Source organism: Bradyrhizobium sp. C9 (genome assembly GCF_002532045.1).
GTDB lineage: Bacteria > Pseudomonadota > Alphaproteobacteria > Rhizobiales > Xanthobacteraceae > Bradyrhizobium.
The window spans coordinates 1-15,258 of record NZ_NWTG01000040.1 but is presented as its reverse complement, the minus strand read 5'-3'; the positions used below and the strand labels follow the sequence as shown (position 1 = coordinate 15,258).

General features: G+C 64.5%; 12 protein-coding genes. 6 read left to right on the top strand and 6 right to left on the bottom strand.

Annotated elements, in window-relative coordinates; translation table 11 throughout:
* Window positions 1-11 precede the first annotated feature (11 nt).
* Window positions 12-419 carry a DUF302 domain-containing protein gene (locus CO675_RS37955; RefSeq protein ID WP_097676987.1) on the bottom strand — a complete coding sequence of 136 codons (408 nt, stop codon included), beginning with the start codon at window positions 417-419 and terminating at the stop codon, window positions 12-14.
* A 225-nt stretch (window positions 420-644) separates the two neighbouring features.
* Between CO675_RS37955 and CO675_RS37950 the strand changes: the two genes are divergently transcribed.
* Window positions 645-1,364 carry a DnaJ domain-containing protein gene (locus CO675_RS37950; protein ID WP_097676986.1) on the top strand — a complete coding sequence of 240 codons (720 nt, stop codon included), beginning with the start codon at window positions 645-647 and terminating at the stop codon, window positions 1,362-1,364.
* A gap of 245 nt (window positions 1,365-1,609) precedes the next feature.
* Here the strand turns inward: CO675_RS37950 and CO675_RS37945 are convergent, their stop codons facing one another.
* On the bottom strand, window positions 1,610-3,403 hold the full coding sequence (locus CO675_RS37945) for a D-alanyl-D-alanine carboxypeptidase (protein WP_097676985.1): 1,794 nt from the start codon (window positions 3,401-3,403) through the stop codon (window positions 1,610-1,612).
* A gap of 424 nt (window positions 3,404-3,827) precedes the next feature.
* On the opposite strand from CO675_RS37945, the gene CO675_RS37940 reads away from it, so the two are divergent.
* On the top strand, window positions 3,828-4,163 hold the full coding sequence (locus CO675_RS37940; protein ID WP_021078275.1) for a phasin family protein: 336 nt from the start codon (window positions 3,828-3,830) through the stop codon (window positions 4,161-4,163).
* 71 nt (window positions 4,164-4,234) lie between these two features.
* On the opposite strand, the gene CO675_RS37935 is transcribed toward CO675_RS37940, so the two are convergent.
* Window positions 4,235-6,220 carry a TadE/TadG family type IV pilus assembly protein gene (locus tag CO675_RS37935; RefSeq protein ID WP_097676984.1) on the bottom strand — a complete coding sequence of 662 codons (1,986 nt, stop codon included), beginning with the start codon at window positions 6,218-6,220 and terminating at the stop codon, window positions 4,235-4,237.
* Window positions 6,221-6,719: 499 nt separating this feature from the next.
* Between CO675_RS37935 and clpS the strand changes: the two genes are divergently transcribed.
* Together clpS and clpA are read left to right on the top strand one after the other, a co-directional pair.
* The gene (gene clpS / locus CO675_RS37930; protein WP_026192863.1) at window positions 6,720-7,052 is read left to right on the top strand and encodes an ATP-dependent Clp protease adapter ClpS; all 333 of its coding nucleotides are present in this window, start codon (window positions 6,720-6,722) and stop codon (window positions 7,050-7,052) included.
* 259 nt (window positions 7,053-7,311) lie between these two features.
* Complete coding sequence (gene clpA / locus CO675_RS37925; RefSeq protein WP_097676983.1) at window positions 7,312-9,720, top strand: ATP-dependent Clp protease ATP-binding subunit ClpA; 2,409 nt, start codon at window positions 7,312-7,314, stop codon at window positions 9,718-9,720.
* A 95-nt stretch (window positions 9,721-9,815) separates the two neighbouring features.
* On the opposite strand, the gene CO675_RS37920 is transcribed toward clpA, so the two are convergent.
* From CO675_RS37920 to CO675_RS37910, 3 genes are all read right to left on the bottom strand, one after another.
* Complete coding sequence (locus tag CO675_RS37920) at window positions 9,816-11,237, bottom strand: MFS transporter (protein WP_097676982.1); 1,422 nt, start codon at window positions 11,235-11,237, stop codon at window positions 9,816-9,818.
* Window positions 11,238-11,366: 129 nt separating this feature from the next.
* Window positions 11,367-11,720 (bottom strand): PilZ domain-containing protein, encoded by a 354-nt coding sequence (locus CO675_RS37915; protein WP_097676981.1) that lies wholly within the window; start codon window positions 11,718-11,720, stop codon window positions 11,367-11,369.
* A gap of 151 nt (window positions 11,721-11,871) precedes the next feature.
* Window positions 11,872-12,828 carry an AraC-like ligand-binding domain-containing protein gene (locus CO675_RS37910; RefSeq protein ID WP_097676980.1) on the bottom strand — a complete coding sequence of 319 codons (957 nt, stop codon included), beginning with the start codon at window positions 12,826-12,828 and terminating at the stop codon, window positions 11,872-11,874.
* 208 nt (window positions 12,829-13,036) lie between these two features.
* Between CO675_RS37910 and CO675_RS37905 the strand changes: the two genes are divergently transcribed.
* Together CO675_RS37905 and CO675_RS37900 are read left to right on the top strand one after the other, a co-directional pair.
* Window positions 13,037-14,044, top strand: coding sequence for a carbon-nitrogen hydrolase family protein (locus CO675_RS37905; protein WP_097676979.1), 1,008 nt, complete (start codon window positions 13,037-13,039; stop codon window positions 14,042-14,044).
* Between the two features lie 30 nt (window positions 14,045-14,074).
* The gene (locus tag CO675_RS37900) at window positions 14,075-15,124 is read left to right on the top strand and encodes a phenylacetaldoxime dehydratase family protein (protein WP_097676978.1); all 1,050 of its coding nucleotides are present in this window, start codon (window positions 14,075-14,077) and stop codon (window positions 15,122-15,124) included.
* The last annotated feature ends 134 nt before the right edge of the window (window positions 15,125-15,258 follow it).

Genomic DNA, 15,258 nt, shown 5'->3' with positions numbered 1-15,258 from the left:
CGCCCGCCGGGTCAGGCTCCGCCCGACGTCACGGCTTTGGCAATCGCGCCGAGCAGCGCCGACATGTTGGCCGTGACCCGTTGGGTCGCTTCTGCGACGCCGTGCCGCTCAGTGAGCCAGGCCGGGTCATTGTAGGAGAACCAGCAGGCGCCGGCTTCGTCCTGCCAAACCAGCGCCTTGAGCGGCAGATCGATCCCGACGGTCTGCGCAGCCTGCATCAAGGGCGTGCCGCCCTTGGCGTTGCCAAACACGAACAGCTCGGTCGGACGCAGCGCAAGACCTGCGCCTGCGGCGCCCGCGGCATGATCGATCTGCGCAAACAGCGTCAGGCCGCGCGCCTGCAGTTCGGCCTTGAGCCGGTCGGCCGTTTGCTGCGGCCCGACATGGCTGCGAAGGCTGATCAGTCCGTCAATCGCCATCAAGCTTGCTCCAACGCGATTGCCGCAAGCTATTCAATCGCAGGGGACGGCGCCACGCCAAAGCCGGAAAAGTGCGAAGCGGTTTTCCGAAAAAGATCATGCTCAAACAAGGAGCTAAAGCGCGATGACGATTCTACCGGATCTTATCGCGCTTGAGGGACCTTCACGCTCCAGTGAGACGAAGCTTCGCATGCTTTTTGTCGCCGGGCCGCTTATATTCCGCGCATGCCAACCCTGATCGCCGGCGTCGTCGCCGTTGTCGTCCTTTATTCCGCGCTGCAGATGTTTCGTGCGGCCAACCCTGCCGTGCTTGCGCGTGCGATCAAGATCGTGGGCGGGGTGCTTGCACTCGCCGTTGCGGCCTTCACCGGGGTGCGGGGCGAACTGGCGGTTGCAATCCCGCTCGGCATCTTCGGCGCCGGACTGCTCGGCTGGTCGCCGTTCGGGAGCACCGGCTTTCCCAATTTCGGCGGCATGTTCGGCGGTTCGCGCAATCAGGGACAAAGCTCGCGGGTGCGCTCGCAGTATCTCGACATGAGTCTCGATCACGACAGCGGCGTGCTCAAGGGGCAGATCGTGGCGGGACCGCAGGCCGGCCGCATGCTCGACGAGTTCGACCTGTCGCAGCTTCTGGCGATGGTCCCCAGCTTCGACGCCGAAAGCGTCGCGCTACTTGAAAGCTATCTGGACCGCCGCTTTCCCGCCTGGCGTCAGGACGCTCAGGGCGACCGGACAGGGGGGCAGGGCCGTGCGGCGACGAGCGGTAAAATGACGAACGAGGAGGCCTATCAGATCCTTGGCCTGCAGCCGGGAGCGTCGCGTGACGACATTGGCCGGGCTCACCGCACCCTGATGAAGAAACTCCATCCCGACCAGGGGGGCTCGACGTACCTCGCTGCCCGTGTGAACGAGGCCAAGGATACTCTGCTTCGCACGCATCTCTAACTCCGGCTACGCTACTGACGCCACAGCCGAGAGCTGCCTTCCGCTTCTGATTGATGCCCCGTATGTGGCCCGCCGCTGTCCGGCGTGACCGATCATTCTTTCGGGAAAACTTAACCGTAAAATCTTGACGAGAAGTTTCATGGTCGCGCCACGCGCGGACAGGCCGGCCGCTCGCGCGGCGGCGCGCAAAGCAAAAGGGCCGGCGCTTGCGGCGCCGGCCCTTTGAAATCAAGCGATCGGGTCGATCAGTTGCGAACGGTGATGCAGGAGATCTCGGCGCGCTTCAGCGTCTTGCACGCAGCTTCCGCCTGATCGCGTTCGAGGCCGGCAAAGCGGGCGCGGTAGAGCTTGCGATTGTCCTTGGCCACGACCTCGGTGAACGGGTCCGCCTTGCTGAGCAGGCCGCGGGCCGAGCTGCGGGCGAGGTCGATACGCTTGTTGGCCTCGCCTTCGGACTCGAGCGCGCCAACCTGGATGATCCAGCCGGAATGCGGGGCGCCTGGCTTGAGGACGCTGCTTTGCGGGGCGGCCTGCAGGCTGCGGGTCGGTTCGATCGAGGCCACGGCCTGCGGCGCCGGGGCAGCGGCCGGTGCATGGACGGCCGAGGCCGGCAGCACGCCGAGGATGCCGTTGCCGGTGCCGAAATTGGCCGGCTGCGGCGGCATCTCCGGCCGAGAGGTCTCGGCAGCCCGCGCCATCATCGCATTGGAGGTCTCGGGCACTTCGCCGCGCGACGGGATGGTGCTGGTGATCGGGGGCGCGGACTGTGCCGGGCCTGCGGCGGCAAGCCTGACCTGGCCGGCCTTGACCTGCACGGTCTTCACCTTGACCGGCTTCATCGGTTCGGCCGAGCCAGGGATCGCGGCAATCGGCTGGGTCTGGATCACGCCTGAGGTCAACGGGGCCGGCTCGGGTTTGGCCTGCGGCTCAGGCTTCGCCGGGGGCGGCGGCAGGGCGGCGGCGACGGCCGCCATCAGCGAGGGCTTGCTGGCGGGGCGCGGCGCCTGCACCGCGACGGCTGCCGCGGCGGGCTCCGACGCTGCGACCGGCACGGTGTCCGCGCTGCGGGCGTTGTCGGCATCGGCAACCTCGACATTGGCGTCGGCCGGGTTGCGCTCGGTGATCGCGGCGGCGGTGCGGGTGGTCGCGCCCTTGCCGATGTTTTCGGCCAGCAGGTTGCGCATGATGGCGTCGCGGGAGCCGCCGCTGCGGCCGCCGAGCACCACGCCGACCAGGAAGCGGTTGCCGCGGTGGATCGAGGTCACGAGGTTGAAGCCGGAGGCGCGGGTGTAGCCGGTCTTGATGCCGTCGACGCCTTCGACGCTGCCGAGCAGGCGATTGTGGCCGGTGATCGTGTGGCCGCGGAAATTGAACGCCGTGGTCGAGAAGTAGCGATAGTAGCGCGGGAAGCGATCCTGGATGGCGCGGCCGAGCGTCGACTGATCGCGCGCGGTGGTGATCTGCTCGTCGTTGGGCAGGCCCGAGGCGTTGCGATAGGTGGTCCGGCTCATGCCGAGCGCGCGGGCCTTGCGGGTCATCATCCGGGCGAAGTCGTCTTCGCTGCCGCCGATCGCCTCGGCGATCACGACCGCGGCGTCATTGGCGGAGCGGGTGACGAGGCCCTTGATGGCGTCTTCGACCCTGATGGTCTGGCCGGGCCGCAGGCCGAGCTTGGTCGGGTCCTGCTCGGAGGCGTGCTCGGAAACCGGCATCTCGGTGTCGAGCTTCATCTTTCCGGAATCGAGGCGCTCGAACAGCAGATAGAGCGTCATGATCTTGGTGAGCGAGGCGGGGTGCCGCAGGCCGTCGGGACTGTTCGACGTCAGCACCGAACCGGTGTTGCCGTCGACGACGATCGTCGCGAATTGCGGGCTGTAGCTTTCGCGCGCGGCCTCGCTGTGATGGTGACGGGCGGTGTGGCGCCGGTGACGGCGCGCCTCCGCGCTATCACTGGTGATCAGGATCGCCGTCGTGACGGTAACGAGCCCAAGAACGCCAACTCGCAGCGCCCGCGAGGAGGCCAAGGTTGTTCGAAGCATCTACTTCCCCGTCCCAATTTCTATCTAGATCACTGGCTCGTGAGGCGAAATTGTGCCCGGCGGCCGTCGATCCTTGCCTGCGCAACAGACCACTTCGGGCAGAACCATCGGCCCTCGTGGCGGCTCAGGTCGCTCTTCTAGCTAAGGTGTTGTTCACAAACAGCTTTCAAGGCTGTCTGTCGGAAGGCGAACAAAGTCCGGGAATCAGGTTAGGCGGACCGAGTTTCCAAAAGATTAAGCAACCGTTGCGTAGTCCCCCGGGGTTTATCGCAAATGCCCAGGATTCGGGCAAATGTCGTTGTGCGTCGCACAATATTTGTTGACTTTATTGTGCAATGCGATATTTCAATCGTTGTCAGGGGGCCGGGAGCTTCCCGGCAATGGGAATTTGCGCCTTCAAGTCTGGGAAAAGGAATTCCAATCCATGGTCAAGATCGAAGACATTCAGAACTACGGCAAAGAGCATTTCGAGTCCGTCACTGCGTCTGCGAACAACCTGCAGAGCGGCGTCCAGGCGATCGCCACCGCCTATGGCGACTACGCCAAGAAGTCGTTTGAGGACACCAAGTCGTTCGTCGAGAAGCTGTCGGGCGTGAAGTCGCTGGACAAGGCGCTCGAGGCGCAGACCGAGTACCTGCGCTCGTCCTACGAGACCTTCGTCGCGGAATCGCAGAAGATCGCCGGCCTGTACAGCGATTGCGCCAAGCAGACCTTCAAGCCCTACGAGGGGCTGGTCTCCAAGTTCGCGCCCGCTCAGTAAGCGCTGCTGATCGAGACAAACGAAAAGCCCGGCCGCTTGGCCGGGCTTTTTTGTTGCGTTGAAGCAGGCGGTTATTTCGCCAGCCGCAGCTTGCTGAGCGCCGTGCCGATCGTGTTGAACGTCGTCAGGATCTGGGTCGAACTGGTCAGCATGTAGAATTTGTCGGGGCTGCTGGCGCAGTTCTTCAGGACGGTCGAGGTCGGATCGGCGGGCGAGCTGGTGTTCACCTGGATGGTGTAGATCGTGTACATCGGCGCACCGTTGGCATCCTTCGCGTTCTGCAGATTCTGGCACTGCAGGGCCTGTCTGGCATCGATTGGATTGCCGGAGGCCTGCGAACTGCCGTCGCCGTAATCGGGCCAGCGGTCCTCGGTGTTCAGACCGTCGGACAGCAGGATGATGACCCGGTTGTAGGTCGTGTTGGAGTCCTCGGCCGGCGTGTTCAGCGGACCGCCCACGAGAAGGGACTGCCACGCCCAGGCGAGGCCGACCGACTGGTCGGTGCCGCCGGTCGGCTGCATGGCGTTGACCGCCGTCTTGAGCGCGCTCCAATTGTAGCTCAGGGGGATGATCGGCTCGAGCGGCGTCGAGACGTTGCTGTTGCAGTAGGCGGTGCTGTTCTCGAAATACTCGTAGGCGGGAAACAACGTCGTGACATCGGACGACGTCGGCAGTGCGCCGGTCGCATCGTTGGGTTGGGTGCGGTCTGTCAAGCAGCCGGTCCAGGTGCTGATCGGGTTGGTCGAAGGTTGGCGCCAGTCATTTGCAACTCCGACCGCGTTCGGAGTCCAGATGTGGTCCTTGTTGGTGGTGCTCGTATTGTCCTTGAATCCGACCATGGCGGACACCCTCGGTTGACCGGGATTGTCCGTCAGGTCGTTGGGACCGGGCTGTGTCCAGTTATGAACATAAGTCAGTCCAGTGCAGGACTTGCTGCTGCCGGTGCCGCTGCAAGAGCAACCCGAGACGTTGGAGCCCGAGGAGTTCTTTGGGCAACTGCAGTTCGAGCTTCCGCTACAGAATGTTTCGGTCAGGCCGGTCGGTTCGCTGCTCCAGCAGCCATTGTACTTCACAAAGGTGTAGGAAGAGAGGAACGTCTCGGCAGTCGGGCAAATCGGATTTTTGACGCTTGCGCCGTTGACCGTAATCGTCGTCGACGGAATCGTCGAGGTCGTCGAACTGTCGCTTGCGGTCGGACTCGTTTTGCAAACGAAACCACCATTTGCGGCGCCATTGGTATTGCCGAAGCTGTCGGTGAATGGGCACCTCGCGCCTGGTCCCACGGCATGCCAGTTGATGGGAAGTGTCGCCAGGAAACCGTTGTTGTTGGCGGGCTGCGTTGTCGGCGGATTGAGCCAGTCGGTCCAGTCGATGTAGCTCTGGGTATAGTTGCTGGCGCCGAGGTTGACGACCTTGGCGAACGGGATGACGGAAATGTAGACGTCGCCGTTGTTCTTGCTCAGCGCGCTGAGCTGGTCGATCAGGCCGCCGGTTCCGGCCACCGCGTTTCGCAGGGCGGTAATCTTGCCGTTCTGGCTCATCGATCCCGTGTTATCGAGGGCCAGCGCGACGCGCATCTTGACGTTGCCCCAGGTGCTGGTCGTCGAGGAGCCAAAATTCAGCGTCTGGAAATTGCCGCCAGACGGCAGGAGATTGGCAAGCTTCATGAAATAGGTGTTGATGTAGCCGGACCCGGTGAGCAGGATGGTCGCCGCCGTGTTCGCGGTCGGGGTCGTATAGGTGGCCGTGACGGCAATGCCCTTGCCGTCCTTGTTGGTGAAGAGACTGTTGAAATAGGTCTGGGCCTTGCTCGGGATCTGCGCGGCCGTGATGTTGCCCATGGTCAGATCCTTGGACAGCATCAGCGCGGTGGAATCGAGGGCCGCCTGCATCGCGGTGCGGGCGTTGTTGGCCCGCGTATAGTCGACCGCTGCACCCACAAAGGCGAGGATCGGCAGGAGTGCGAGGGTGAAGATCACCGCGACATTGCCGTCGGTCGCCCTGGAAAACCGGCGGACGGCCGCGCGCACGCGATTGGAAATGGCTGAACCAAGCATGGAGCTCTCGTCAAAATGGATTGCGCGGCCATCTCGACTTGCGCGGCTAAACAGATGGTGAATCGGGCAACGGAAACCCGGCGTACGGCCCCGGCAGACGGTCAAAAGCGGGGCAAAAGCACGCACTATCCTCAACGCCGGCTAAATTGGATGCCCTAGTCCTTTGTCAAACCAGGCAGAAATGATTAACCTTCCGGGGGTTGCCGCGCCGGGAATCGGACCGGTGGGCTACGGCGGGTCTGCGCTTGCGGCAGGGCGTCGTGAGGCCCATATTCCGGAGGTCGATCCGGCCGCCGGATCGGACCGGGAGCGGCAATCTGGAAAGCATTGCTGGGGGTTCCGCGATTAGTCTTGCGGCAATCGCGACCACCTTCCAATCGCCAACCGGTTTCCGCTGGGGAATTCGAACGCCTGAGCCATGCTGCGATACACGTTGACAGTCCCGATCTCCGAGCCGGTTTCGGCCATGCCCGCGGTGTCCGCCGCGCCGGTGCCGAAAATGAGCAATGACGACAACCGCAATGGAACGGGCAGCGGCCCGTCGACCTCGGTCATCACCAAGGTCAAGCCCAAGACCAAGCGGCCGAACCTGTATCGTGTCCTGATCCTGAACGACGACTACACGCCGATGGAGTTCGTGGTTCACGTGCTGGAACGATTCTTCAACAAGGACGCCGAGGCGGCGACCAAGATCATGCTGCATGTCCACCATCACGGGATCGGTGAGTGCGGCGTGTTCACCTATGAGATCGCGGAGACCAAGGTGACACAAGTCATGGACTTCGCGCGCAAGCATCAGCATCCACTGCAATGTGTGATGGAAAAGAAATAGTTCGCGGGAACGATTGACCTGCCGCGGGACGCGGAACGGGTCTTGCATCGTGTTTCTGGCGGCGGTGAACGGCGTTCCCGTATGATCACGGGGCGCCCCCGGACGACGTTCCGGTGCCCCGAATTTAGAAGAAAACCATCATCGCGGGACCGGTCTTTCGCCACGATCCGTCGTAACTATATCAATGGCGATCACGAAGGTTGTTATTGCCTGACCCGGTAATGGCGATCATGATGGCCGGGGGCCATAGAGGACGCGAATGCCTACTTTTTCCCAAAGCCTAGAACAATCCTTGCATCGTGCATTGGCGATCGCGAACGAGCGTCACCATCAATACGCGACGCTCGAACACCTTCTGCTGTCGCTGATCGATGACTCGGATGCGGCGGCGGTGATGCGGGCCTGCAGCGTCGATCTCGACAAGCTGAGGACCAGCCTCGTCAATTATCTCGAGACCGAATTCGAAAACCTGGTGACTGACGGCGCCGACGACGCGAAGCCGACCGCCGGGTTCCAGCGCGTGATCCAGCGCGCGGTGATTCACGTCCAGTCGTCCGGTCGTGAGGAAGTGACCGGCGCCAACGTCCTGATCGCGATCTTCGCCGAGCGCGAGAGCCACGCCGCGTATTTCCTGCAGGAGCAGGACATGACGCGCTACGATGCCGTCAACTACATCAGCCACGGCATCGCCAAGCGGCCCGGTGTGTCCGAGGCGCGGCCGGTGCGCGGCGTCGACGAGGAAACCGAGACCAAGGGCAACGAGGACGCCAAGAAGAAGGGCGAGGCGCTCGATACCTATTGCGTCAACCTCAACAAGAAGGCGCGCGACGGCAAGATCGATCCGGTGATCGGCCGCAATGCCGAGATCAACCGTGCGATCCAGGTGCTGTGCCGCCGCCAGAAGAACAACCCGCTGTTCGTCGGCGAAGCCGGCGTCGGCAAGACCGCGATCGCCGAAGGCCTCGCCAAGCGCATCGTCGACAGCGACGTGCCGGAAGTGCTGGCGGCCGCGACCGTGTTCTCGCTCGACATGGGCACGCTGCTTGCGGGCACCCGCTATCGCGGCGATTTCGAGGAGCGGCTCAAGCAGGTCCTGAAGGAGCTGGAGGCGCATCCGAACGCCATCCTGTTCATCGACGAGATCCACACCGTGATCGGCGCCGGCGCCACTTCCGGCGGCGCGATGGATGCGTCCAATCTGCTGAAGCCTGCGCTCGCCTCGGGCACGATCCGCTGCATGGGCTCGACCACCTACAAGGAATACCGTCAGCACTTCGAGAAGGACCGCGCGCTGGTGCGGCGCTTCCAGAAGATCGACGTCAACGAGCCGACGGTGGAAGACGCGATCGCGATCCTCAAAGGCCTCAAGCCCTATTTCGAGGATTACCATCGGCTGAAATACACCAATGAAGCGATCGAGGCGGCGGTGCAGCTGTCGTCGCGCTACATCCACGACCGCAAGCTGCCCGACAAGGCGATCGACGTGATCGACGAGTCCGGCGCGGCGCAGATGCTGGTCGCCGAGAGCAAGCGCAAGAAGACGATCGGCATCAAGGAGATCGAGACCACGATCGCGACCATGGCGCGGATTCCGCCGAAGAGCGTGTCCAAGGACGATGCCGAAGTGCTGAAGCATCTCGAGCAGACCCTGAAGCGCACGGTGTTCGGCCAGGACAAGGCGATCGAGTCGCTGGCGGCGTCGATCAAGCTGGCGCGTGCCGGCTTGCGCGAGCCGGAGAAGCCGATCGGCAGCTATCTGTTCTCGGGGCCGACCGGCGTCGGCAAGACCGAGGTGGCCAAGCAGCTCGCGGCGTCGCTCGGTGTCGAGCTGCTGCGCTTCGACATGTCCGAATACATGGAGCGGCACACCGTGTCGCGCCTGATCGGCGCGCCTCCCGGCTATGTCGGCTTCGACCAGGGCGGGCTGCTCACTGATGGCGTGGACCAGCATCCGCATTGCGTGGTGCTGCTCGACGAAATCGAGAAGGCGCATCCGGACCTGTACAACGTGCTGCTGCAGATCATGGACCATGGCCGGCTCACCGACCACAACGGCAAGCAGGTCAACTTCCGCAACGTGATCCTGATCATGACCACGAATGCGGGCGCGGCCGATCTTGCGCGGCAGGCCTTCGGCTTCACCCGCTCGAAGCGGGAAGGCGACGACCACGAGGCGATCAACCGGCAGTTCGCGCCGGAGTTCCGCAACCGGCTGGATGCGATCGTCTCCTTCGCGCACCTCAATGCCGAAGTGATCGGCATGGTGGTCGAGAAGTTCGTGCTGCAGCTCGAGGCGCAACTCGCCGACCGCGATGTCACGATCGAGCTGTCCGAGCCCGCCAAGGCCTGGCTGATCGAGCACGGCTATGACGAACAGATGGGCGCGCGTCCGATGGCGCGCATCATCCAGGAGCACATCAAGAAGCCGCTCGCGGATGAAGTGCTGTTCGGCCACCTCAAGGGCGGCGGACACGTCCGCGTCGTGCTGGTCAAGGACGAGGCGACCGCCAAGGACAAGATCGGCTTCGAATATGTCGAGGGCCCGGTCACCCCGAAGCCCGAGAACCTGCCGCCGCGCAAGCGCAAGCCCCCGAAGGGCGGCCCGAACAACGGCGGCGGAGGCGGCACCAAGGGGCCGGCTTCGAAGGGGCCGATGGTCAAGGCCTGAGGCGCAAGCGAACAATCAAATGAAAAGGCCGGCTGAACAGCCGGCCTTTTTGTTTGTTTGGCGTCGATGGAGTCGCGCGTCGTGTGCGCGCAGTTTCACTCGCCTTTCAGCCGCTGGCCCTCGTGGACCCGCACCTGGTCGGCACCGCGGCTGCCGGCCGAGGACAGCCGCAGCGTGCTGAGCACAGCGCCCACCATCGCAAAGCCGACGCCGACCATCAGCGAGATCCGGGTGCCGTCGGCCGGATAGCGCGCCAGCAGCATCGCCACCAAAGCCGCGCCGACGGTTTGTCCGAGCAGGCGCGCGGTCCCCAGCATGCCGCTGGCGCCGCCTGAGCGCTCGCGCGGGGCGGCGGCGATCATGGTGCGGTTGTTCGGGGTCTGGAACAGGCCGAAGCCGGCGCCGGCCAGCGCCATGCGCCAGATCACGTCGATCGGCGCAGCGTTGGCCGGCATCAGCGCCAACGAGCCCAGTCCGGTCGCGAAAATCAGCAGGCCGATGCCGCCGAGCAGGCCGGCGGGATAACGCTCGACCAGCCAGCCGGCGAGCGGGGCGGCGAATGCGACCGCGATCGGCCACGGCGTGATCAGCAGGCCGATCTGCACCGCCGAATATCCGAAGTGGTTCTCAAGATAGAACGGCATCGCGACGAAGGCCAGCATCTGGCCGCAGAACGAGGCAATCGAGGTGCCGATCGACAGCGCGAAGATCGGGATCCGCAACAGGTCGACCGGTAGCAGCGGCGAGGGCAGATGCTGTTGTCGACGGTACAGCAGATGGGATGCGACCGCGGCAATCGCGAACTCCAATGCGCAGAGATACAGCGCCTCGCCATGGCCGGCGCTGTCGATCGCGCTGATGCCAAACCCGAACGCGATGGCGCTCATGGCAGCGCTCTGCCAGTCGAAAGCGTGAACCGCGGGGCGGGTATGCGGCAGGAAGCGCCAGCCCAGTGCCAGTGTGACGATGCCGAGCGGGACGTTGATGGCGAACAGATATGGCCAGGTCCCGACCGCCAGGATGAACGAGGCGATGGTCGGGCCGACCGCGGCTGAGATGGCGACCACCAGCGCGTTGACGCCGATGCCGCGGCCGAGCTGCGAATGCGGGTAGATGAAGCGGACCAGCGCCGTGTTGACGCTGAGGATGCCGGCGGCGCCGAACCCCTGCAGGATACGGGCGACCGTCAGCAGCGGCAGCGTATGCGACAGCGCGCAGAACAGCGACGCCAGCGTGAACAGCAACAGCCCCGCCAGATAGACGCGGCGATAGCCGATGATCTCACCGAGCGAGGCCAGCGGCAGCAGCGAGATCGTGATTGCGAGCTGATAGCCGTTGACGATCCAGATCGAGAAGGCGGGGCTGGCGTCAAGATCCCGCGCGATGGTCGGGAGCGCGACGTTGGCGATCGAGCCGTCGACGACGGCCATCACGAGGCCGAGCGCGATCGTGAGAATGGCCCAATTGCGCTGCGGCTGCGGCAGCCCGTCGGGATGCTCGATGATCGCGGACGACATGTCGTGAAATGGCTCTCGGTTCCAGCATTGGCGGGCTTACCGGATGCTGGATTAACCTGGCCTTTGCAACCCCCGAAATGACAGATGCCGGCCGCGATCGAAACGCGGCCGGGGAGCTGCGAGGGACGCTCAGCCCTGGCCGAGCAGTTCCTTGATCCGTCGTTGCAGCTGCCGTTTCTTGATCTCGCTGCGGCGGACCCGCTCGTCGAGATCGCTGACCGGGGTGTCCGAGGTCATGATCCGGAAGGCGAGGCCGACCTTGTTGGCCTGGCGCCAGATCATGCGCGCCAGGAACGAGCGGCCCTTGCGCGCGACGCTGAGATTCATCTCTTCGGGCAGTCGCGTAGCGTCGCCAAATTCGACGCAGGCGCCGCCTTCACTGATGTTGCGGACGACGCAATCCATCGTCGAGCCGCGCTCATTGATCTCCGCAACCGCACCGTAAAACACCTTGTCACGTGGGCTCTGGCGCCGGTCCTGCATGGGAAATCCTCCTAAATCAACGGCAGGACTGTACCGGTCCGGACCCGCGAAAAGAAGGGTACCAACGGAACCCGTTGGAGTTAGTGTAAATTGTTTGCATCTGTGAAGGTCGGGATTCCCGGCTATTTTGCGCCGCAAACGACCCGAGAAGTCAGTTCGGCACCCGGCTGTGCCGCCAATCGCGCGGCGACAGGCCGTAATGGTCGCGGAACACGCGGCCGAAATGCGAGAGATCGTTAAAGCCCCAGGCGAAAGCAATCTCGCCGATATGGCGATGCGCGTGCGCGGGCGAGGCGAGATCGCGCTTGCAGCGCTCCAGCCGTTGCGCCAGCACGAAGCGCTGGAATGAAGTGTCCTCGTCGGCCAGCAGGCTGTTGACGTAGCGCGGCGAGATGCCGAGCGCCGCGGCGGTTTCGGTGAGACTGAGCTCGGGGTTCGGCAGATGCGCGAGCACATGCGCCTTCAGCCGGTAGAGCAGGGCGGAGCGGTGCGTCGAGGCCGGTAGCGTCGCGCCGCCGAGCCGCTCGCTGATCGCCATCGCGAGCAGATCGGCGGCCTGGTCGGCGAGGCGGATCGCATTATCAGGATCGAGCTTGTCGGCGATCTCCGAAAGCCCGCTGATGAACTGCCAGGCGAGCCGCTGCACCGGGCGATCCGATGTGAACGTGGTCGCCGTCAGGCCCTGGGTGCCGGCGAAGCGCCGGTGCAGCATCGCGCGCGGCACCTGGAAGATGGTCTGCGTGAAGTCGTCGTTGAAGCGCAGCTCATACGGGCGCGTGGTGTCGTAGAACGCAAACTCGCCCGGCCGGATCACGGTCTCACGGCCGTCCTGCACCACGCCGCCCGTACCACTTTGGCCGAGCGCGAACAAAATAAAATCCTCGCTGGTGCGCGCGATCCGCGACGGCGTGCGCAGCACGCGCTGCCGGCCCGACGAGACGACGGAGCATTTCACCGCGCCGAGCTGCGCGCTGGTGATGGCGCCGTGAAAGGCGGTGCCGAGATCTGACTTGCAGTCGAGTTGCACGAACACGTCGCAGACGATGTCGCGCCAGAGCGCGAGGCGCCGATGCGTGGGCGCGGCTTCCGTGGTGAACAGGGCCGGCATGATTTCCTCCCTTCACGAGTGCAAACGCTGGCCACGCAAACAAAGCAAGCTTCGTACCGGGGACGGCTGGGGGAATCTCCTCCGCAGTCGAATTTTCCTTCCGTCCTGGTCGAACGGTGTTCCCGGTCCCGGGGCAGCATGATGTCAGAGGCCACTGGGCCCGATCAAGTACGAACCGGCCGCCATCGCCGGCCACGAGGAGGACATCATGGGCATCGAACATCCGAAATATCGCGTTGCGGTGGTGCAGGCCGCGCCTGCCTGGCTCGACCTCGACGCCTCCATCGCCAAGAGCATTGCCTTGATCGAGGAGGCCGCCGCCAAGGGGGCCAAACTGATCGCGTTCCCCGAGGCCTTCATCCCCGGCTATCCCTGGTACATCTGGCTGGACTCGCCGGCCTGGGCGATCGGGCGCGGCTTCGTGCAGCGCTATTTCGACAACTCGCTGAGCTACGACAGTCCGCAGGCCGAGAAGCTGCGGCTCGCGGTGAAGAAGGCCGGCATGACCGCGGTGCTCGGCCTGTCCGAGCGCGATGGCGGCAGCCTCTATCTCGCGCAATGGCTGATCGGGCCCGACGGCGAGACCATCGCCAAGCGGCGCAAGCTGCGGCCGACCCATGCCGAGCGCACGGTCTATGGCGAGGGCGACGGCAGCGACCTTGCGGTGCATGACCGCCCCGGCATCGGGCGGCTCGGCGCGCTGTGCTGCTGGGAGCATCTGCAACCGCTGTCGAAATATGCGATGTACGCCCAGAACGAGCAGGTGCATGTCGCGGCCTGGCCGAGCTTCTCGCTGTATGATCCGTTCGCGCCGGCGCTCGGCTGGGAGGTCAACAACGCGGCCTCGCGGGTCTATGCGGTCGAAGGCTCCTGCTTCGTGCTGGCGCCCTGCGCCACCGTCTCGCAGGCGATGATCGACGAGATGTGCGACCGCGACGACAAGCACGCGCTGCTGCATGTCGGCGGCGGCCACGCCGCGATCTATGGGCCGGACGGCAGCATGATCGCCGAGAAGCTGCCGCCCGATCAGGAGGGGCTGCTGTTCGCCGATATCGATCTCGGCGCGATCGGGATCGCCAAGAACGCCGCCGACCCGGCCGGGCATTATTCGCGGCCCGACGTCACGCGGCTGCTGCTGAACAAGAAGCCATCGAAGCGCGTCGAGCATTTCGCGCTGCCGCTCGACATCGAAGAGATCGACGCGGCCGCGAGCTGAGCGCCTGACAACCAACCGGAGGCGACTGCCATGGAATCCGCTATTCCATCTCATCTGCAGACGGCCCGCTCGCGTCATCGTCGCGTACCCGACGATTACGCGCCGCCTTATCCCTCGTTCGTCGCGCGCCACAAGCCCGCGGTCGCACGCGTCATCATGGCCTATTTCGGCGTGCAATATCGCGGCGAGCCGACCGCTGCGGTGGCCGAGGCACTGGCATCGATCGCAACGCGCTTCGCCGGCGAGAACGGTCCGACGCATTGGGATCGCGCGCAATATGTCGACCAGGCCGGCTACGCCAACGTCGTCTCGGTCGCCTATTGGGACGATGCCGGGCGTTTCGACGCCTGGTTTGCGGGGGCGCGCGAGGCCTGGACCGGCAGCGGCGCCAGCGATGGTGTCGGCCGCTTCATCGAAGTGCTGCGGCCGCATGTCGAACGCTACGAGACGCTGTTCTCGTCGCTCGGCCGCCCCGAGGGCGTCGCGGTGCTTGCCGACGGCATGAGCGGCGAGGTGCAGGAGCACGCCTATTGGGGCGGTATGCGCGACCGCATCCCGCTGTCGCAGACCGACGCGATGACGCCGGGCGGCGAGCCGCGCGTGATCCGCGACGGCGCGCGCATCCGCGTGGTCGCGCATGACAATCTCTGCCTGATCCGTTCCGGGCAGGACTGGAGCGACACCGAGGCGTCGGAGCGCAAGATGTATCTCGACGATGTCGAGCCGGTGCTGCGCGAGGGCATGGATTTCCTGCGCGACGACGGCGTGCCGATCGGCTGCTACGCCAACCGCTACATGCGCGTCGTCGACGCGGAGGGACGGGTGACCGAAAAGTCCTACGGCCAGAGCTGGTGGAAGAGCCTCGCGGCGCTGGAGCGTTGGGCGGAATCGCATCCGACCCATGTCCGGATCTTCGGCGCGGCGATGAAGTATCTGTCGACGCTGGGACCGGCCGCAAAGCTCAGGCTGTATCACGAGGTCACGGTCGCAGCTGCCGATGAGCAGTTCTTCGAATATCTCGGCTGCCACGAGCGGACCGGCATGCTGGGCGCGGTGCAGGTGGAGGCAACGCCAGCCTGAGGGGGCCTCCTGATGGGCGTCCGGCCAAAATATCGAAAACAACCCCATGCACAGTAGCCGGCGCTGCCGGCGGACACGGCAACTGTCCGTAGCGGGTGAAGATGTCGTGTTTTTGTAGCTCGTGATCTGTCGCC